Source organism: Haladaptatus cibarius D43 (assembly GCF_000710615.1).
GTDB lineage: Archaea > Halobacteriota > Halobacteria > Halobacteriales > Haladaptataceae > Haladaptatus > Haladaptatus cibarius.
Genome location: NZ_JDTH01000002.1, coordinates 1,760,218 through 1,778,467 on the forward strand (window position 1 = coordinate 1,760,218; position 18,250 = coordinate 1,778,467).

Genomic DNA, 18,250 nt, shown 5'->3' on the forward strand with positions numbered 1-18,250 from the left:
TTGAATCAGGAGTGGAGCGCACTGTGCATCTCCTCGATGAGGGTGTTGCTGGGGTCTTGGGAGAGTTCCCAACACATCGCCCCGCCGAAGCCGTTGTTCTTGACGTAGTTCGACTTGTTCGAGATGGAGCGAACGTTATCGTACGAGATGAACGTGTTTTCGACTGTGGAGTACAGCCATGGAACTTTCGCATCCGGGTGCCAGTGGTACTCGTAATCCGACTGTGGTTTGATATTCTGTACGATATTGTAGTACGTCTCCGACGTTGACGAGGTGAACGAGTTGAACAACCCGTCGTTAGTTGGTGCGACGCCCGAGTACGAACGCCCGTAGAACGGCATTCCCATGACGAGTTTGTCCTTCGCTATCGATTTGCTGGCCCAGTGCTCCATGTGGTTGGTGGTGTTCCAGCTCTGCTGTCCATCAGGGTCTTCCGGCGGGGAATCGAACGGCGCGTTGAAATTCGTGTCGTTACTCCAATCACCGTGGTAGTCGTAGGTCATTACGTTGACGTGGTCGAGATAGTTGCTGATGGTTCCGACCTCGTAAGCATCGTCCACGATGTTAGGATTCGGAGAGCCAGCCATCGTTAGGTGAGTCCACGAACCGAATCGCGAATCGAGTTCCTTTCGACACTCCTCCAAGAGAAGCGTGAAGTTGTGTGGATCGCTGGCTCGAATCGTCCCATCAGGGTACTCCCAGTCCAAATCCAGTCCGTCGAAGCCGTACCGTTCCATTATATCAACCGCCGTCTTGGCGAATCGCTGGCGTCGCGTCGCCGTCGATGCGGCGTCCGAGAATTTCCCCGAATACCACCCGGAACTGATGGAGAGGATGAACACCGTGTCCGTGTCGTCATAGTTCGATAAGTCGCTGAGTAGACTCTTTTCGGACGAATCGCCCACGACGACCGTTCCGTCGGACCGCGGTTCGAGGAATGCGTAATTTAAGTGGGTGATTTTGTCGTAGGGGACGTCCCCGGGCGAGTAATTCCCCGCCCAAGCAGGGTAGTAGCCGACGACGCGATTGCCGTAGTCGCCGTGTGCTTTCGCGTTGCGAGTTCCGAGCGTTCCCGTCACAGCCACTGCGCCTGTTCCAAGGAGGAATTTCCGCCGTGATGCCGAGGGAGTCAGTTTCCGTCCGGTGAACTTCTGTGTTGGATTTCCATGGTTTGACATAGCTACACAGTAACAAGGATAATAGAACAAAATAAATTTTTTGAGAAATAATAGGAAATTAATATGCTCGAATTGTCACCTTTGGACATCCGATATTTCGGTAAAATATCGTTACGTCAGTGCTGCTTGGCTGTTTAGAAGTAGAAACTCAAACCGTTCCTCATGCGTCCGTGCTCGTGGTTCGGGTACCGGAATACGCCCCGAGTAGTAAACCAGTGACACTCCAGACGATGCCCGGGCCAACTGGAAGTTCTGCACTTCCTAGCAGTATCCATAGCAACCCGCCAGTGAATCCGCCGAACAGACCACAGCCAATCGTGAAAACATCACGAGAATTAAACATCATGGTGATAAAAATGGCTCAGAAGACTTGTCTTTTATCTACATGGTTCTCAGGCTCAGTTCATAGTTCGAGCAGTACGATAAATGCGAAAATCGAATCACCCTACTACTCTAAATCGTACAGTTCGGCGTACTTCTCGTCCGCGTACTCTAAGAAGTAGTCCGCGGTGAACTCCTCGCCGGTCGCCTCTTCGATGAGTTCGTCGGTGGTGTACAGACAACCATGCTGGTGGACGTTGCTGGTCAGCCAGTCGTGGAACTCGTCGAACTCCCCGTTTCGAATCTGGTCGTCCAAGTCCGGAATATCTTCTTCCGCTTTCGCGTACAGCTGCGCCGCGAGGACGCTTCCGAGCGAGTAGGTCGGGAAGTAGCCGAAACTGCCGTGGCTCCAGTGGATGTCTTGGAGACAGCCTTCCGAATCGGTGTCGGGGCGGATGCCGAGGTACTCCTCGTACTTGTCGTTCCAGAGTTCCGGCACGTCCTCGACTTCGATTTGGCCGCGGATGAGCGCTTTCTCGATTTCGAACCGAACCACGATGTGCATGTGGTAGGTGAGTTCGTCCGCTTCGACGCGGATCAAGTTATCCTCGTAAACTTGGTTGACTGCTTCGTAGATGTCCTCGACGGAGGCGTCTTCCACGTCCGGGAATCGCTCTTTCAAGGCGGGTAGGAACCGTTCCCAGAAGGCGCGCGACCGGCCGACGTGATTCTCCCAGATTCGGGACTGGGATTCGTGGGCGGTCAGGTCACGGGACTGACCGAGCGGCGTTCCGTACTCCTCGTCCGGGAGGCCCTGCGTGTACGTCGCGTGGCCAAACTCGTGGATGGTGCTCATCATCGCGCCGAGCGGGTCGCTCTCGTCGAATCGCGTCGTCACGCGGGCGTCGAACTGCGTCCCGCTGGAGAAGGGGTGCGGTGCGGTGTCGAGGCGGCCGCGGTTCCAGTCGTAGCCGAGCGTGTCGAGAATATCGCGCGAAAGCTGTTCCTGCGTGTCCGTGTCGTAGGTGCCGTCGAACGGTGCGGCGAGTTCCACGTCGCTCTCCCGAATCGAGTCGATGAGGGGAACCAGTTCGTCGCGGAGTCGCGTCAGCATCTCCTCCGCGGTTTCGATGCCGAGATAGGGTTCGTAATCCGCGAACAGCACCTCGTAGGGGTCTTTGTCGGGGTCGATATGCTCTGCGTACTCGCGTTTCTGCTCGACCAGTTTTTCGAGCGTCGGCGCGAAAATCGAGAAGTCGTCCTCGGCTTTCGCCTCCTTCCACTGCGGAAGGGCTTCGGACGTGGTTCGTGAAATCTCCTCGACCAGTTCGCCCGGAACTCGGGTTGCTCGCTCGTACTCGCGTCGAACTTCGCGCACGACGGCGGCCTGCTCGTCGTCCAACTCCTGTGATTCGAGTTCGTCCAACAACTCGCCTATCTCGTCGTCGGTGAGCAGTTCGTGGGCGATTGCGGAGAGGGCGGAACGCTGTTGTGACCGGGCGGGCGTGCCGCCTTCGGGCATCACGACCTCTTGGTCCCAGCCGAGGATTCCGGCGGCGTTTTTGACGTTGGAGATTCGTTTTACGTTGTCGAGAAGCTCCTGATACGCGGCGTTTTCTGCGGCGGCTTCGGTTGCCATCACCGAGTGTTTGCTGTCACCGATTATCAAAGACTGGGTTTCGGAACGAAACCCTCAGAGTCGTTCCGCCGTGTTCCGATAAATCCGATAACAGCGTTCAAGCACGTCGATTCCGACGCTTTCGTTTTTCGTGTGCGCCTCGCCGGGTTCGGAAGCGCCACAGACCACACACGTAACTCCGGCCTGCGAGAGCCATCCCGCGTCGGTCGCGTGCGGTTTCGTGACGTGTTTCGGTTCGCTCTCCTGTGCATCGCGCGCGGATTCCAGCACTGCATCCGCGAACTCGGCGTCGTCGCACTCCATCGGCGGCAAATCCTGTTCGACAGTCCACGTCACTCCCTCGATGTCTTCGACCGCTTCGAGGTCGGCGCGTTCGCCGGGGACGGTTCGCTCGTCTATCGTGATTTCACAGCCCGCAGGAATCACGTTCCACGCGCTTCCGCCCTCGATTTCGGTGGCGACGACGCTTCCCGAAATCTCGTGGCCGAGGACGGAAACCGTCGGCACCGAACAATCGCGCACGATGTCCACCGCGTCGCAGGCGCGGTAAATTGCGTTCTCGCCTGCTTCTGGTTCGCTGGCGTGGGCGGCGGAGCCACTGGCCGTGATGGTACTCGCGCGTCGGCCTCGGTGCGCGATGACCACATCCGTGACGCCGTCTTTCGAGTAGTTCGTGGAACCCTCGGCGACGATGGCATAGTCAGGTGAAAAGCCGTTTTCGACGGCGTGGCGCGCGCCGTCGCCGCCCAATTCCTCCGCGACGAAACTGGCGAAGACGAGTTCGCAGGTCGGGTTTGCATCGCGGAACGCGAGCATCGACGCAACCACGGAGCCTTTCATGTCCGCGGTTCCGCGCCCGTAGAGTCGGCCGTCGCGTTCTTCGACGACGTACTCGCCGTTTTCGACCTGCGATTCGTCCGGGGGAACGACGTCGTGGTGGCCGACGAGCGCCAGTTCGGTGTCGGTTTCGACTCCCGTTCCTTTGCGGGCAATCACGTTGCCGATTTCGTCTCTCGTTACCTCCGCGTCGGTTTCGGTGCGAAGCCATCCTTCGATGAAATCGCCCGCCTTCGTCTCGTCCTCGTGGCTCGAAATCGACACGAGGTCACGGGTTATCTCGACCAGTTCGTCCATATCCCTTCATTCAACCCAGTGGTTTAGTACTCTGTGTCCTCGGCAATTCAACTGATATCCTCACCCTGTTTTACTCATGAGACTTGCCTATTATACCGTTACTCTCAAATATCGGAGTATAGAAAAGAAATCTAGCACCCATATTTCATAAGCAATCACTATTAATATACAGATATATATATATATATATATATATATATATGAAGCAGATTTAGTATTTCCCGTTGCTTTAGACGTAGGTGTGGTTTCTAAGAGTCCATTATAAGATTATATATTAAATTATCAATATTTCTTAAAATATTATTTTATTAATTATATTAAAGAGCAAATTGATAGAGTTCCGATGGTTAGCTCGAAATATCTAATAACCTATAAGACACGTTTTAAAAAAGTATAATTAGATAGAAAAATTTAATATATTGTGCTAAGAGATTTTGTATGCGATGAGTAGAGAATTAATAGGAAGTCGACGTAACGTAATGAAGAAAATGGGGGCTGGTGCACTCTTCCCTATCGGAAGCTTTGCCAGTCAACAGGGTAGTACAGAAAAACTCCCTGAGTTGCGAAATCAAGATGGTGTGGTAAAGTGGTTGGAAGTTCCACAATCTTGGGCTGCTCAAAAACGACGAGCTGAGAAAGTTTCTAATGCACTGAAAAATAGATATGCGAACGATGAGGGTGTTGTTGAAGTTGGTATCGTTGCCAGCCCGGAAAAATTCGGTGATAAACGAGGGCTTCAGGTTGAGGTCGGAATAGACAAGAGTAAAATCAAAACTGAAATCGAAGACCATGTGGACAATGTTCCTGTCCAAACTACCGAGAAGCCAGAGGCTCCCGTTGACCTTTGTCTCAACACAAATTATAGTGGACTTCCAGGTGGAGTGAAGATTTACGACAGTGATACTTCGCCGTATTCGATCGGTACCACTGCTTGGAAGGTAGACTGGTATGGTGATTGTATATTGACCGCGGCACACACTGTTGAGGATACTTATGACGTCTACGGTGATCCCACTCTGTCCCCTCAGAAGGTCGGAGGGGTGGCTCTCACCGAATCAGCTTCAGCGACCGACGTGGCTGTGTTGAGCTCTAACCGTAACATCCCAAACAAAATTATCGGAGATGGATCTACATACCAAATTGGTGGATGGGTAACCGAGAGTGGAATTTCAAGTCGGGTTTCGGACTTCTTCGATGGTTACAGACAAATGGGCATTACCACCGGAGAAACCGAAGGTGGGCTTGGTAAATACCATATCGGAGACAGTTACCACTCAGGTACACCGTCCTACGACGGGCATGGTGTCAGAGGTAGTGCAGACGTTGCTAAGGGTGATTCTGGAGGCCCTGCCTTTTCACTCCACAATGGTGACGCTTACGTCACTCATATAGTCACACAGGGAGATCCGAAAGGCGGCCGATACACATCTAACTCCAATTGTTACGATACAGATCCATTCAAAAAGAGTATTGGTACTGCAGCGTACTATCTCAATAACGAGTACCCGATTCAAGGTTCTTCACACAGTTAGAGCCAACACGAAAGCAGAAATGTGAGTTTTTAAATATTATAAATAGAAACGCATTTTTATACTGAGACGAACGAGAGGGCTTGAAATGGGCTGATTAACATCTTCAAAGAAGGAGACACTTGCCGGTTAGGTGCCTGGACGGAACAAATTATTTTTCTTATATATTTATAATATTATTATTTTATCAATTCCCGCGATTAAGATCTTGATTGTAACGAAGAATGGGTGTGACATCGCCAAATAAACACAAGTAAAATGGTGAAAAGGCCGATGGTGAAGAACAATTCACCTAGCGAAAGCTGAATTAGCTGGTCGGTGGCACCACTAGTCGGGGAAGGAGTATCATAAGAAACGGAAAAGTTTTGATCTCGCGGTTCGCGGAAGAACTGCATCAACAAGTCGATTAGCTGACTTACGAGACCCAAGGCGATAATCGAACCAAGAAGGCGAGAGAGCGAATTTCGAAGTGTTTTTTCGTTGTTGCTCTTTGTAGCGAAGAGAACGAGTGATTCGTTCGTCGGTGCGTACACCTTCATTTCGCTACCTGAGTTGGAGTACCATGTGTCAGTAACCTCAATAAGGTTTGCTTCCTCCAACTTCTTGAGATGGTATTTGATATTTTGAAGGGAGCTATCCATTTCGTCAGAAAGACTCGATGCTGTCGCTGGTGTAGTATAAAGAGAAGCAAGAACATCACGAGTTGTAGCCGAACTGAGGACAGAGAATACCTCTTCGGCCTCCTCATCATTGATACTCAGTAAATAGCTCTGATTGGTAGGTTTGTGCGTACTCGTTGACTGATGGGGGAATAGACTACTCATAGATGTTAGTTAGTCATTTAGCCTTACGGATAAAAGAGATTACCCCCAACTAAAATCGCTGTTTTAGTTCACAGAAGGTATTTACTGGAACAACAGTGAATATGATTTACAATGGAACGACGTACCTACCTAACAGGGGCGGCAACAGTTCTCGCAACATTGGCGGGCTGCACAGCAAACGGAATCAAAAACATCGGAACTTCACAGATGAGACAAATAACAGACGTTTCCGTATCCGGTTTAGAATCGACTGACCTCTCCGTTGAAGCGTCGGTCAAGCAAGCAAAAATTACATCAAATCATACCGGCGAAATTTCGCTCACCATCTCTTGGAACGGTGATGAAAAACGGACTCTCTCATTCGGAAGTTCGATACCGTACTCGTCGCCGAAAAAGAGTACGAAACAGGAGGGAGTTCTGCTGGTAGATAAGGAGTCTAATTTCGAACGGCGAAACACCGATACCTGGATTCCAAAAAGGGACAACTTGGAGACCGGTGACCTCACTTTGATGGGGGCAACACTTGAACCAGGACAAAGCGTCTCTCATACTTGGGAGGTTTGGGCACATCCTGGCAAAGCGTCGCGAATCGAATCTGGAACATACACGTTTACTGACTCGATTCGCATGGGTGACTCTGAATCAGTGGACTGGTCTCTGACTGTCGAGATCGGTGGAGAATAATTCACAAAATACAACAGCTAGCCGAGTCCGGTCTCGAAGAATTTGCCAAATGGTTACCCACTAGACTCTTTTTATGGCTTGGGCGAGCGTTGTTAGTCGAGAGTCTGTTATCTATTTCTGCAACATTCAGTTAGAATTTTTTCAATTGCGTTGTTTTCATGATATAGGACTGTTTCGCTTCGCTCGTCGTATTCGATGAATTTTGCCGCATCGAGACGCGGGAGGTGGATGTGGCGGAGACGAACCTCACTCCCGGCAGAGTCGTCGCCGAGGGTCGCAAGTTCTTCGAGTGTCGCAGTTCCGTCTGATGCGTTCGTGAGATGATGCATCACGCGACGACGCTCCCCATCCGAAAGTACGTTGAACACTGCGTCGAGTCTTGTAGACTCAGATTGTACCATCGGCCTCCGATTTCTTCGTCATCCTTCTAACAATGACGCTTGCAGTAGCAAGTATGGTTATATCGAACAATCATCAACAAACTCGTACCCCTCATAGCGGTCGAGTTTGCGGTCGATGGCGTCCAACAACCACTCGTCGATGGTTTCGTCGCTACAGTCCGCTTCGATTCGTTCGCGCGTTTCGGTGTCGATGGTGAGAACGAGATGATTGTGTCGCATCGACCGTGGTACGCCATGGAATGCCAAAAGCGTGACTCCGGACGCTGAAACCCTTATGAATCCCCCACACGAATTTGTAGGCATGAACGTAGTGCCGGATACGAGCGCCGTCGTCGATGGTCGCATCTCCGCAAAAATCGATGACGGCGAGTTTGCAGGGGCGACGGTACTCATCCCCGAGGCCGTCGTCAGCGAACTGGAATCGCAGGCGAACAACGGCGAGGAAAACGGCTGGGACGGGCTGTCGGAACTCCAGCGACTCGCAGATCTCGCGGATGAGGGGAACATCGAACTCGAATACGTCGGCGTCCGACCAGAACCCGAACAGCAGGGATACGCCCACCGGGGCGAAATCGACGCGCTGATTCGGGAACTCGCGGACGAACACGACGCCACCTTCGTCACCAGCGACCTCGTCCAGAGCGAGGTTGCGCAGGCGAAAGGATTGGATGTCGAGTACATTTCACCGAAAGTCCGCGATGTGGGGCGACTCAGCATCGAGGATTATTTCGATGAACAGACGATGAGCGTCCACCTCCGCGTCGATGTCGCGCCGATGGCGAAACGCGGAGAGATCGGCGAAATGCATTACCAGCAAATTCGTGACGACGTTTCGACCGAAGAAGACCTCAAGGAGTACACGCAGGAAATCGTCGAGAGCGCGAAACAGAGTACCGAGGGGTTCATCGAAATCGACGAACCCGGTATGACAATCGTCCAGTTCCGCGACTACCGAATCGCAATCGCGGAACCGCCGTTTGCCGATGCGTGGGAAATCACCGCGGTTCGGCCAATCGTCAAAACCTCGATGGAAGATTACGAGCACGCCGATGAACTCAAAGGCCGACTGCTTGAACGCCAGCGTGGCGTCCTGATTTCCGGCGCGCCGGGTGCCGGGAAATCGACCTTCGCGCAGGCTGTGGCGGAGTTCCTCGCAAACAACGATTTCGCAGTCAAGACGATGGAGAAACCGCGCGACTTGCAGGTCGGGCCGGAGATTACGCAGTACACCGAACTCGCCGGGCAGATGGAGAAGACCGCGGACTCCCTGTTGATGGTACGTCCCGACTACACCATCTACGACGAGGTGCGGAAGACGAACGACTTCGAGGTCTTCGCGGACATGCGCCTCGCGGGCGTCGGCATGGTCGGGGTCGTTCACGCGACTCGGCCAATCGACGCGCTTCAGCGACTCATCGGACGGGTCGAACTCGGCATGATTCCGCAAATCGTGGACACCGTCGTCTACATCGAGGCCGGACAAATCGAGAAAGTGTACGACGTGACGACGCAGGTCAAAGTGCCCGAGGGAATGATGGAAGAAGACCTTGCCCGTCCCGTCATCGTGGTCGAAGAGTTCGAAACCGGCACGCCAGAGTACGAAATCTACACCTTCAACCGACAGGTCGTCACGGTTCCACTGCAAGAGGGTGACCGCGACGAGGGCGGCGTCTCCCAACTCGCCAAACAGGAAATCGAACGCGAAATCCAATCCGTCACGCGCGGTCGGGTTGACGTGGAAATCCAAGGCCAGAACAACGCCGTGGTCTACGTAGACGAAAACGACATCTCCTACGTCATCGGCAAGGGCGGCGGTCGAATCGACGACATCGAAAACCGACTGGGAATGAGCATCGACGTTCGCACCCACGAAGAGAAACCGTCGTCGGCTGGCGGCGGTTCGGCACAGGCCGAACCGCGTGGCGACGTCGTGATTCCGGAAATCACCTCGCGGCACGTCATCATCCCGTTGGACGGCCACGCAGGGGAAACCGTCGAAGTGCAGGCTGACGGCGAGTACCTGTTCACCGCGACGGTCGGACGCGGCGGCGACATTCAGGTTTCCCGCGGAAGCGCGATTGCGGAGGAGTTAGAGCGCGCGATCGACCGAGAGCGCCAGATTACGGTCGTGACTGCCTGAGGCGGTGAGAGCGGGAACGGGGAAGAAGGGAAGAAAAGCGAAACGAAATTCAGCTATTCAGCGCACTGGGCGTCGGCGGACTGTTCCGTGTCCGTTTCGGTTGGGAAGTCGATGTCGTAGAGATTCTGTCGGGCGTCGGCAAAGTAGATGTCTTCCGTGACCACGCCGATGTCTTCGAGTCGTTCGAGAGCGTAGCGAACCGTCCGCGCGGACAGCATCGACTCATCGACGATCTGTTTCTGTGTGAGCGACCCCTGATATTCGAGAACCTTGAACACGAGTTTTGCACTCGGTGGCAGGTCATCGATTTGCTCCCGTTCTGTCTGGCTCATCATCGTTACGAATCGAAACACCCCATCGGCATAAAACTATTGAGACACGGTGACATGGGAAACGGCTAGTGGTGACTCATCGAACGCGATTGTGGGAGTTACGTTCCGAGAACGACCCGTGCTAACCGTCCGCCTGCCAACCGCGTGTTGGCGACGCAGTTTTGTGTTACCAATGGGCATGTAAATACACACTCCCGTCTCTATTCGGTTCGCGCGAAATCGTCGTGATTGCTTGGCAAAATAGTCACAACAACAGCAGTGACAGCAAACTAGTCCCAAATGCACAAACAACTCACAGAAGATGCGGAAGCGACGAGTTCAAACGAACACTCATCGCACACCGACCATCAAACACCCACCCCAAAGAGCGCGAACGGAGATACACGCAAACGAACACCTTTTGAGGCCGGGTACCCGATTGCCACACATGGCGACTGAACAGGCAACAGAGCGACGGGCGGCCCATCTACGGAGTATCACCGTCACGGCGCTCGCTTCGCTGGCCGGAATTGCCGCCGGGTTCGCCTCTGCCATGGTGGTAGGGACGAGCGGCCAGGCGGCGACAGATCAGTTAGGGCTGGCCATCATGCTCGGATTCGTCGTGGTACAACTACCACTGCTCCGCGTGATTGGCTACGAACTCAATGGAATCAAAGACCATCTCTTCGTGGCGTTCATGACGTTTTCTCTCTGGTTCATCACGTGGGGAATCCTGCTCACGAATCAGGTGCAGTTGTAAACCATGGCGGAAGACAGCATTGCCGTCGTTGATTTGGAGCGCTGTTCGCCCGACAGGTGCAACTACGAGTGTAAAAACTACTGCCCACCGAACCGAACCGGAAAGGAGTGCATCACGCTCCGCGGCGAGGACACGGAGGAAGGTCAACCCGACCAAATTCACATCAGCGAGGAAATCTGCCTCGGCGAAACGTGTGGTATCTGTGTCGAAAAGTGTCCCTTCGACGCAATCGAGATTATCAACCTACCCCAAGAGCTACAGGACGACCCGACTCACCGCTACGGCGAAAACGCGTTTTCGCTGTACGGCCTGCCGGTTCCACAGGAAGGCCAAGTGACGGGGATCCTCGGCCCGAACGGGAGCGGGAAAACGACCGCGGTGAAAATTTTGGCTGGCGAACTCGCGCCGAACCTCGGCCAGTTCGAAGAGCCACCGGGATGGGACGCGGTGCTCGACCGCTACCGCGGGACGGAACTCCAGAACTACCTCGAAGACGTGCGAGACGGCGACGTGACGGTTGCGCGAAAACCGCAGTACGTCGATAAGATTCCGAACCGATTCGACGGCAGTACGGCCGACCTGCTTTCCCGAACCGACGAGCGTGGGGTTTTGGACGACCTGCTGGAACGCCTCGAAATCGAGCACGTGATGGAACAGGACATCGACAGCCTCTCTGGCGGGGAACTTCAGCGCGTCGCGCTGGTGGCCGCACTCGCTCGTGACGCCGATTTCTACTTCCTCGACGAAATCACGCCGTACCTCGACATCAGCCAGCGCGTCAAAGTCGCGCGCCTGATTCAGGAGATGGCGAACGAGCAGGGACGCTCCATGCTCGTGGTCGAACACGACCTCGCTATTCTCGACTTGGTCGCGGACAATCTTCACGTAGCATACGGTGAACCCGGTGCCTACGGTGTCATCACGACGCCGAAATCGGTGCGCAACGGCATCAACGAGTATCTCGCTGGGTACCTCAATAACGAGAACATGCGGATTCGTCCGAACGCCATCGAGTTCGACGAGCACGCACCGCGAGAGACGACGACCGCGGACGCACTCGTGGAGTATCCCAGCCTCTCGAAATCCTATGGCGAAGGCGAATTCTCGCTCGACGTTGAGAGCGGAACAATTTACGAGAACGAAGTTCTCGGCATCGTCGGCCCGAACGGAATCGGGAAATCGACGTTCGCCAAACTGCTCGCTGGGCGACTGCAACCTGACGAGGGCGACGTTGACCTCAATCTCGAAATCTCCTACAAGCCGCAGTACATCGAAATCGACCAACCGATGCGAGTGGACGTGTTTCTCTCGTCGCTGTCGGACGATTTCGGTTCTTCCTACTGGAACACCGAAATCGCACAACCGCTCCTGCTCGACCGAATCATGGAGCAGAACCTGACCGACCTCTCCGGCGGCGAGCGCCAGCGAGTCGCCATCGCGGCCTGTCTGTCGAAGAGCGCAGACCTCTACCTGCTGGACGAACCCTCGGCGTACCTCGACGTGGAACAGCGCGTCCGGGCGACGCGCGCGATTCGACGCTACGCCGAGATGCAGGACGCAACGGTGTTGGTCATCGACCACGACACGTACATGGTCGACCTTCTCTCCGACCGACTGATGGTGTTCGACGGCGAACCCGCAGAACACGGTCACGCCGGACGCCCGAAGGGAATGCGCGAGGGCATGAACGACTTCCTCGCCAACCTCGACATCACCTTCCGCAGGGACGAGAACGTGGGTCGCCCGCGCATCAACAAGCCCGGTAGTCAACTCGACCGGCGACAGAAAAGCGAAGGCGAGTACTACTACAGCTAATCGGTTGATTTTCAGGCAGTTCGAAGACATCCTCGGAATTCGGCGAGAGAAAAAGTCAATCCCGGAACGGAACCGAACCACCTTTTTTCCGACCCGACAAAACTCCCGAACAGTGATTTCGACGCTCACCGCGTGGCTCTCCCGCTCCGACAACCGCGCGAACCTGTTCGCTCTCCTCGCAGTCGTCCTGTTCGCCACTGCTGGCGTCGGCGCGTTCACCGCACCCGACGAACCCCATCTCACGGAAGACGAAGAGCGTCCCGCGAACAACACGCTCATCGCGCTTCAGGGGTACGACGACGAGGGGCGTGCCATCGAGGTGAATCCCGCGGGCGAAATCGTCTGGGAGTACGACCGAGCACACGACGTGTTCGACGTGGAAGCCCTCGGCCCGAACCGAGTCCAAATCGCCGTCGCCGACGAAATCAGCGATGAGGAATGCCCGGCACAGTTCCGCGACGACGGCCACGAAAACTGCGTTCGCAACTCGCTCAGGATAGTCGAGAAAGACACGAACGAGACGACGTGGGAGTATTCGTGGTTCGACGCGAAACTCCACGCGCACGAACTGCACGACGCAGACCACTACACGGTAAACGGGAAAGACCGCTGGGTACTCGTGGATATGGGCAACGACCGCGTGTTTGCGGTGAACCGCGACAAGGAAATCGTCTGGAAGTGGAACGCGACCGACCGCTACGAACGCCCGGACGAAATGGGGCCGGAAGGCGACTGGACGCACGCAAACGACGTTGACAGGGTCGAAAACGGGGTTTTCCGTGTGAGCATCCGCAACTTCGATACGATAGTCGATTTGCACGTCAACGATTCGGCCGGGGAGCAAAACGACTCGAACCGAGGCGAGCGTAACGCGAATCGAGTCAGTGACTCGATTCGCGTCGAACCCGTGGTCGGGCCGGATTCGTTTTCGGAGCGAGGTGACATCCTCCACGAACAGCACAACCCCGACACGCTCGGCGACACCCTACTCGTGGCGGACAGCGAAAACGACCGCGTGCTGGAAATCGAGGACGGCGAAATCGTCTGGGAGTACGGCGGAAGTGCGGTGTTCGACTGGCCGCGGGACGCAGACCGCCAGCAGAACGGCCACACGCTCGTCACGGATTCGTACAACGACCGCGTCGTGGAAGTGAACGAGAACGGCGAGATAGTCTGGGCAGTCGAAACCGGGTCGCTCCCCTACGAGGCGGACAGACTGCCCGGCGAAGGGAGCGATGGCCCGACAGCAAGCGGAGAAGGAATCCCATCCGAAACCGAGGATGCTTTGGTCGTCCGCGAACGCGGGTCGTGGGCGATTTCGATGGTGAAGTACGTCGCGCCGGAGCGACTGGCGGAACAGGCCTTTTTCGTCCTGTTCGGTCTGCTTGCGCTGGTCGGCACGGGAATCGAGCGGCGACGTTAGCGTTTTTTCACGGTCATCTCGATGGCGTTCGTCGGTTCGAGCGTCGTTCCCATTCGTAAATCGAGGTCGGAAGTGTGGCAGTCGAACTCGATCTGCTGTGCAATCGTCGCCAGCACGAGACGGATTTCGGCGTTGGCAAACCGCATTCCAATACAGTGGCGCGGGCCGCCACCAAATGGGAAGTAGACGTAATCGGGACGGGAGTTCTCAAACTCGGGCGTCCAGCGTTCCGGTCGGAACTGCTCGGCGTCGTCGTACCAGCGGTCGTCCGTGTGAACCACGAACAGCGGGAGCGTCACCGTCGTTCCGGCGGGAACTCTGTAGCCACCGATTTCCACGTCCTCCTTCGTTTGGCGAAAGACGACGTAGGCGGGCGGGTACAGACGGAGTGCTTCCCTGACGACTTTGTCCGTGTATTCCAATTTCTCGATGTCGGCCATCGTGGGCGTTTCTCCGTCCAGCACGGAATCGAGTTCGCGGTTCAGTTTCTCCCGAACGCGCGGATTTTCCGAGAGCAGATACCAGCAGTAGGTGAGTGCGAGGGCAGTCGTTTCGTGTCCCGCGAACAGAAACGTAGCCATCTCGTCGCGGAGCGCCTCGTCCGACATTCCCTCGCCGTGTTCGTCCGTGGCGTGCATGAGAATCGAGAGGAAATCGTCGCCCGGCGGTTCGCCGCGGCGTTTCTCGATAAGGTTCCAGATGGCCTCGTCGAACTGGTCAGTTGCATGCCGAAACCGCCGGTTGGTCGCCGTTGGCACCCAGTCGGGGAGAAACGCATCGACTGAACTTGCGTCGCCCTTGTCGTTGATCGCCTGCACGGCGTCACGAATCGCGGACTGTTGGTTTCGAATGTCGAGGTCGAACAGCGCTTTCGAGAGAATTCGGAGGGTAAGTCGTTTCATCCTCTCGTCTATCCGAATCCTCTCGCCGTCGTCCCACGATTTCGCGGCAGAGGCCGCGAAATCGACCATCGGTTCCGTGTAGGATGCGATTCGCTCGCGGTAGAACGCTGGCTGAATAAGGGTTCGCTGGCGTCGCCAGAACTCGCCTTCACTTGCGAACAGTCCGTTGCCGATGAATCGCTCGCCAGCGTCCTGCACGAACTCGCTCTTGCCGAATTTGGATTCCTCCGTGACCAGTACCTGTTCGACGTGGTCGGGGTGCAAAAGCGTACAAAAATCCTCGCCAGCGACGGAGTACGACACCACATCCCCGTACTCGCCCAGTTCGTCGTAAAATTCGAACGGATCACGCAGAAAGCCGAGCGTGTTTCCGACGACGGGGTACGAGTTCGGGCCCGGCGGAAGCGGGAGGTCGTCCAATCGGTCACTCGCGGTGGCTTCGGACGTGGTCATACACGAACATGGGCGCGTGAGTCGGAAGCCACTTCCCACGAATCCACTAGAGCATTTATAAGCGAAGCCGTATGTTCGCGTATGAAATACGTTCGGCTCACGCTTCGTCATCCGGCCGAGATGCGCAATCCGATGCGGACGTTCATCATGGAACACGAACAGATGGAGCGTGCGGAACTGTTAAACTGGAACCTCTCGCATGAAGACCGCGACTACGTTCTCTTTCGAATCGTCGGCGACGAAGAGGCGTACGAGGATGCAGTTTCGGGGCAACCGTTGATTCTCGATTACGAACTCACGCCGCTTTCCGACGGTTCGTTTTACGCCTACATCGAACACGCGAAACGCGACGTGGACGACGAGTTCAGAACCGCGTTCGAGGGAACGAGCATCCTCGTCGTGCCGCCCATCACCTACACCAGCGACGGCGCGATGCGGATGGAACTTGTTGGGAAGGCAGCGGACATGAACGACGTAATGGAGGGACTCGACACCGACATCGACGTGGTGGTCGAGCAAATCGGCGAGTACGACACGCCGCAGGCGCAACTCTGGTCTAGATTGACGGAGCGCCAGCAAGAGACGTTGGAAATCGCTGTTGCGGTCGGCTACTACGAAGTGCCGCGGGAGTCGGGAGTCGAAGCCATCGCCGAAAAGCTGAACTGTGCCGCAAGTACGGCCTCAACGCACCTTAGAAACGCGGAGTCGAGAATCGTTCGGGAACTGGTTTACAACACCTGACGCTGGCAGGTGCCGCAGAGGTTCTCCTCTTTCACGTCAACTTCGCGGACGGTCGGAGAAAAGTTCATCACACAGCGACTGTTGTCGCAATGTTCGAGTCCCATCGTGTGGCCGATTTCGTGGACGACTTCCTTTCGAACGCGGTCTGAAAACACCTCGTCCGCGGGTTTCGTCGTGATGCCGCCGTCGGAAGAAAAGCCGTCGGAGGCGGGTTGCAGTCGATAGGTAGAGATGACGCTTCCCCGGCCGTCGAGATAGGCGAGTCCGAAAACGTAGTTCCGCCTGCGGTAGAAGAGGTCTTGAGGCGTGATGGCGATGTTTTTCTCCCCCGTGCCGATGCGACTCGCCAGTTCGATGAAATCCTCCGCACGGTGTTGGTTTCGGTTCGGGTCGTGTGACCCAGAGGGAATCTCCTGTCGCTCGTGAACCATCACGTCGCAGTCATAAATCCGCCGCAGTGCCGAAGAGGCCTCCCGTTTGACCCGTCCCGTCACGTCCCCCACGGGGACGATGTCAATCAACATAGCAACCCCTATGGGGGGACGCCCCATAAACATCCCGCCGTGAACCCGGAAACCCGCGACGAAATGGTTGCCCGCCTCGCCGACTATCAGTCCGCCGTCGAAATCGGAATCGGCAATCGTCCGGACGTTGCGGGTGCGCTCGCCGACGCGGGAATCGTCGTTACCGCGACTGACATCCGACCGCGAGAGGTTCCTTCGAACGTCCAGTTCGTGCTGGACGACGTGACGAATCCAGACTCTAGCGTGTACGAAAATTCTGATGTGCTGTACGCGCTGAACATTCCGCCGGAACTCCACCGCCCGGCGCTTGTTGTAGCCAAGAAGTGTGATTCAGTCTTCGTGTTTACCACTTTGGGCGGTGACCAGCCGTCGGTTCCGGTTCGTCGGGAGACGATTTCGGGGGAGACGCTGTTTTGGGCGCGGGAGTGATACTGCGACTATCGCGGAGTTGAGGTGACAATGTTGAACGAGTTGTCGGCGGAAAAAGGCCTGTGGAGGGGTAAAAATCGTGTCCTCGGTGTTTCGCTGAAGCCTGTTTCGGCTTACGCCTCGTAGCCGAGTTCGGTTATCGCTTGGCGAACTCGGTCGTCGGTTCCGGCCTCACCCCGGACGGTGACCTCGCCGGATTGGGCGTCAGAGTCTACGCTACTGACGCCGCGGAGGGCGGTCACCGCGTCTCGAACCATACTTTCACAGCTTTTGCAACTCATGCCGGTGACTTGGACGGTGTACTCTTCCATCTGCATTCGAACAGAGGGCCGCTATTCAGTTAATACCACAATATTGGACAGATTGTTTGACTATTGCTCCGATATGAACAGCACCGAGAATCTGGTGGAAGTCTACGCTTCCGGTTTCCGGGCGACCAGCGTTTCCGCCGCGTGCTGGTGCGGTTCGCCGCCGGAATCGTCGTCGAAGACGAACTCGTCTTCTTCCACGACCTCCCAATCGTCGTAATACTCCCGGAGTTCGCCCGGTTCGTAGAAATATTCGTTGTCGCTCCAGTCGGGCGCGGTTGGGACATCGGGATGGTTCACGAACGCAAAGAGGACGTGAATCCCGCCGTCAGTCGTCGAGGTTTTGAACTGCTCGAACTGCTCGGTTCGGTTCTCCGGGCGGAGATACTGAAGCACGCCACAGGAGTACACCACGTCCATCGCCGGGAAGTCGAGGTCGTTTACGTCCGCTTCCCGCGTTTGGATGACGACGTCGTGTTTTTCCGCGAGTTGTTCGGCCTTTTTCAAACCGTTGTGAATCGGATCGACGGCGAGGACGCCGTAGCCGTGTTCGGCGAGATAGATGGCGTCTCGACCTTCTCCAGCACCGATGTCAACTGCGGCAGGGGCCGTCCGTTCCGGTGCGAACTCCAGTATCGTCTCTGCCAACCCGTTCGGCTCCGTGCCCCAGTAATATTCGTCGTGGCCGTAGAGTTGCTGGAGTTCCTCGTGCTGCATGGACTAACCATCACGCG

The 18,250-nt window shown here is 55.7% G+C and carries 20 protein-coding genes; 8 read left to right on the top strand and 12 right to left on the bottom strand.

Going from position 1 to position 18,250, the window contains the following annotated elements; all coding sequences use genetic code 11:
* Positions 1–5: 5 nt before the first annotated feature.
* The 4 genes from HL45_RS14355 to HL45_RS14365 all read right to left on the bottom strand — a co-directional run bounded on the left by HL45_RS14355 (position 6) and on the right by HL45_RS14365 (position 4,272).
* Positions 6–1,178, bottom strand: a complete 1,173-nt coding sequence (locus HL45_RS14355) for a glycoside hydrolase family 18 protein (RefSeq protein WP_049971740.1) — start codon at positions 1,176–1,178, stop codon at positions 6–8.
* Positions 1,179–1,338: 160 nt separating this feature from the next.
* Positions 1,339–1,524 carry a hypothetical protein gene (locus HL45_RS20900; RefSeq protein ID WP_158413705.1) on the bottom strand — a complete coding sequence of 62 codons (186 nt, stop codon included), beginning with the start codon at positions 1,522–1,524 and terminating at the stop codon, positions 1,339–1,341.
* Between the two features lie 102 nt (positions 1,525–1,626).
* The gene (locus HL45_RS14360; protein WP_049971741.1) at positions 1,627–3,138 is read right to left on the bottom strand and encodes a carboxypeptidase M32; all 1,512 of its coding nucleotides are present in this window, start codon (positions 3,136–3,138) and stop codon (positions 1,627–1,629) included.
* 54 nt (positions 3,139–3,192) lie between these two features.
* Positions 3,193–4,272, bottom strand: coding sequence for a M20 family metallopeptidase (locus HL45_RS14365; RefSeq protein ID WP_049971742.1), 1,080 nt, complete (start codon positions 4,270–4,272; stop codon positions 3,193–3,195).
* A 479-nt stretch (positions 4,273–4,751) separates the two neighbouring features.
* Between HL45_RS14365 and HL45_RS20490 the strand changes: the two genes are divergently transcribed.
* Complete coding sequence (locus tag HL45_RS20490; RefSeq protein ID WP_144240095.1) at positions 4,752–5,804, top strand: chymotrypsin family serine protease; 1,053 nt, start codon at positions 4,752–4,754, stop codon at positions 5,802–5,804.
* Between the two features lie 197 nt (positions 5,805–6,001).
* On the opposite strand, the gene HL45_RS14375 is transcribed toward HL45_RS20490, so the two are convergent.
* Positions 6,002–6,625 (bottom strand): ArsR/SmtB family transcription factor, encoded by a 624-nt coding sequence (locus HL45_RS14375; protein WP_084156941.1) that lies wholly within the window; start codon positions 6,623–6,625, stop codon positions 6,002–6,004.
* Positions 6,626–6,736: 111 nt separating this feature from the next.
* On the opposite strand from HL45_RS14375, the gene HL45_RS14380 reads away from it, so the two are divergent.
* Positions 6,737–7,309, top strand: a complete 573-nt coding sequence (locus tag HL45_RS14380; protein WP_049971745.1) for a hypothetical protein — start codon at positions 6,737–6,739, stop codon at positions 7,307–7,309.
* Positions 7,310–7,416: 107 nt separating this feature from the next.
* Here the strand turns inward: HL45_RS14380 and HL45_RS14385 are convergent, their stop codons facing one another.
* Together HL45_RS14385 and HL45_RS21285 are read right to left on the bottom strand one after the other, a co-directional pair.
* Positions 7,417–7,710: a DUF7344 domain-containing protein gene (locus tag HL45_RS14385; RefSeq protein ID WP_084156943.1), complete on the bottom strand. Its 294-nt coding sequence runs from the start codon at positions 7,708–7,710 to the stop codon at positions 7,417–7,419.
* 57 nt (positions 7,711–7,767) lie between these two features.
* Entirely contained in the window at positions 7,768–7,929 is a 162-nt protein-coding gene (locus HL45_RS21285; RefSeq protein WP_162833882.1) for a hypothetical protein, read from the bottom strand.
* 82 nt (positions 7,930–8,011) lie between these two features.
* Between HL45_RS21285 and HL45_RS14390 the strand changes: the two genes are divergently transcribed.
* Complete coding sequence (locus HL45_RS14390) at positions 8,012–9,850, top strand: PINc/VapC family ATPase (RefSeq protein ID WP_049971747.1); 1,839 nt, start codon at positions 8,012–8,014, stop codon at positions 9,848–9,850.
* Positions 9,851–9,903: 53 nt separating this feature from the next.
* On the opposite strand, the gene HL45_RS14395 is transcribed toward HL45_RS14390, so the two are convergent.
* Positions 9,904–10,182, bottom strand: coding sequence for a MarR family transcriptional regulator (locus HL45_RS14395; protein ID WP_049972060.1), 279 nt, complete (start codon positions 10,180–10,182; stop codon positions 9,904–9,906).
* Between the two features lie 427 nt (positions 10,183–10,609).
* Here HL45_RS14395 and HL45_RS14400 point away from each other — a divergent pair, with 427 nt between their 5' ends.
* The 3 genes from HL45_RS14400 (at position 10,610) to HL45_RS14410 (ending at position 14,159) form a co-directional block, all read left to right on the top strand.
* Positions 10,610–10,921 (top strand): EMC6-like membrane protein, encoded by a 312-nt coding sequence (locus HL45_RS14400; RefSeq protein ID WP_049971748.1) that lies wholly within the window; start codon positions 10,610–10,612, stop codon positions 10,919–10,921.
* Positions 10,922–10,924: 3 nt separating this feature from the next.
* Positions 10,925–12,736 (top strand): ribosome biogenesis/translation initiation ATPase RLI, encoded by a 1,812-nt coding sequence (locus HL45_RS14405; RefSeq protein WP_049971749.1) that lies wholly within the window; start codon positions 10,925–10,927, stop codon positions 12,734–12,736.
* Positions 12,737–12,848: 112 nt separating this feature from the next.
* On the top strand, positions 12,849–14,159 hold the full coding sequence (locus HL45_RS14410) for an NHL repeat-containing protein (RefSeq protein ID WP_049972061.1): 1,311 nt from the start codon (positions 12,849–12,851) through the stop codon (positions 14,157–14,159).
* On the opposite strand, the gene HL45_RS14415 is transcribed toward HL45_RS14410, so the two are convergent.
* Positions 14,156–15,514 carry a cytochrome P450 gene (locus HL45_RS14415; RefSeq protein WP_049971750.1) on the bottom strand — a complete coding sequence of 453 codons (1,359 nt, stop codon included), beginning with the start codon at positions 15,512–15,514 and terminating at the stop codon, positions 14,156–14,158. The genes HL45_RS14410 and HL45_RS14415 overlap by 4 nt on opposite strands.
* A gap of 81 nt (positions 15,515–15,595) precedes the next feature.
* Here HL45_RS14415 and HL45_RS14420 point away from each other — a divergent pair, with 81 nt between their 5' ends.
* Entirely contained in the window at positions 15,596–16,255 is a 660-nt protein-coding gene (locus HL45_RS14420) for a helix-turn-helix domain-containing protein (protein WP_049971751.1), read from the top strand.
* On the opposite strand, the gene HL45_RS14425 is transcribed toward HL45_RS14420, so the two are convergent.
* A complete protein-coding gene (locus HL45_RS14425; RefSeq protein ID WP_049971752.1) occupies positions 16,243–16,779 on the bottom strand; it encodes an archaemetzincin family Zn-dependent metalloprotease in 537 nt (178 codons plus the stop codon). The two genes, HL45_RS14420 and HL45_RS14425, sit on opposite strands and share 13 nt — an antisense overlap.
* Before the next feature lie 63 nt (positions 16,780–16,842).
* On the opposite strand from HL45_RS14425, the gene HL45_RS14430 reads away from it, so the two are divergent.
* The gene (locus tag HL45_RS14430; protein WP_049972062.1) at positions 16,843–17,208 is read left to right on the top strand and encodes a UPF0146 family protein; all 366 of its coding nucleotides are present in this window, start codon (positions 16,843–16,845) and stop codon (positions 17,206–17,208) included.
* Between the two features lie 113 nt (positions 17,209–17,321).
* On the opposite strand, the gene HL45_RS14435 is transcribed toward HL45_RS14430, so the two are convergent.
* Together HL45_RS14435 and HL45_RS14440 are read right to left on the bottom strand one after the other, a co-directional pair.
* Entirely contained in the window at positions 17,322–17,525 is a 204-nt protein-coding gene (locus HL45_RS14435; protein WP_233274785.1) for a heavy-metal-associated domain-containing protein, read from the bottom strand.
* Positions 17,526–17,621: 96 nt separating this feature from the next.
* The gene (locus tag HL45_RS14440) at positions 17,622–18,233 is read right to left on the bottom strand and encodes a methyltransferase domain-containing protein (RefSeq protein ID WP_049971753.1); all 612 of its coding nucleotides are present in this window, start codon (positions 18,231–18,233) and stop codon (positions 17,622–17,624) included.
* Between the last annotated feature and the right edge of the window lie 17 nt (positions 18,234–18,250).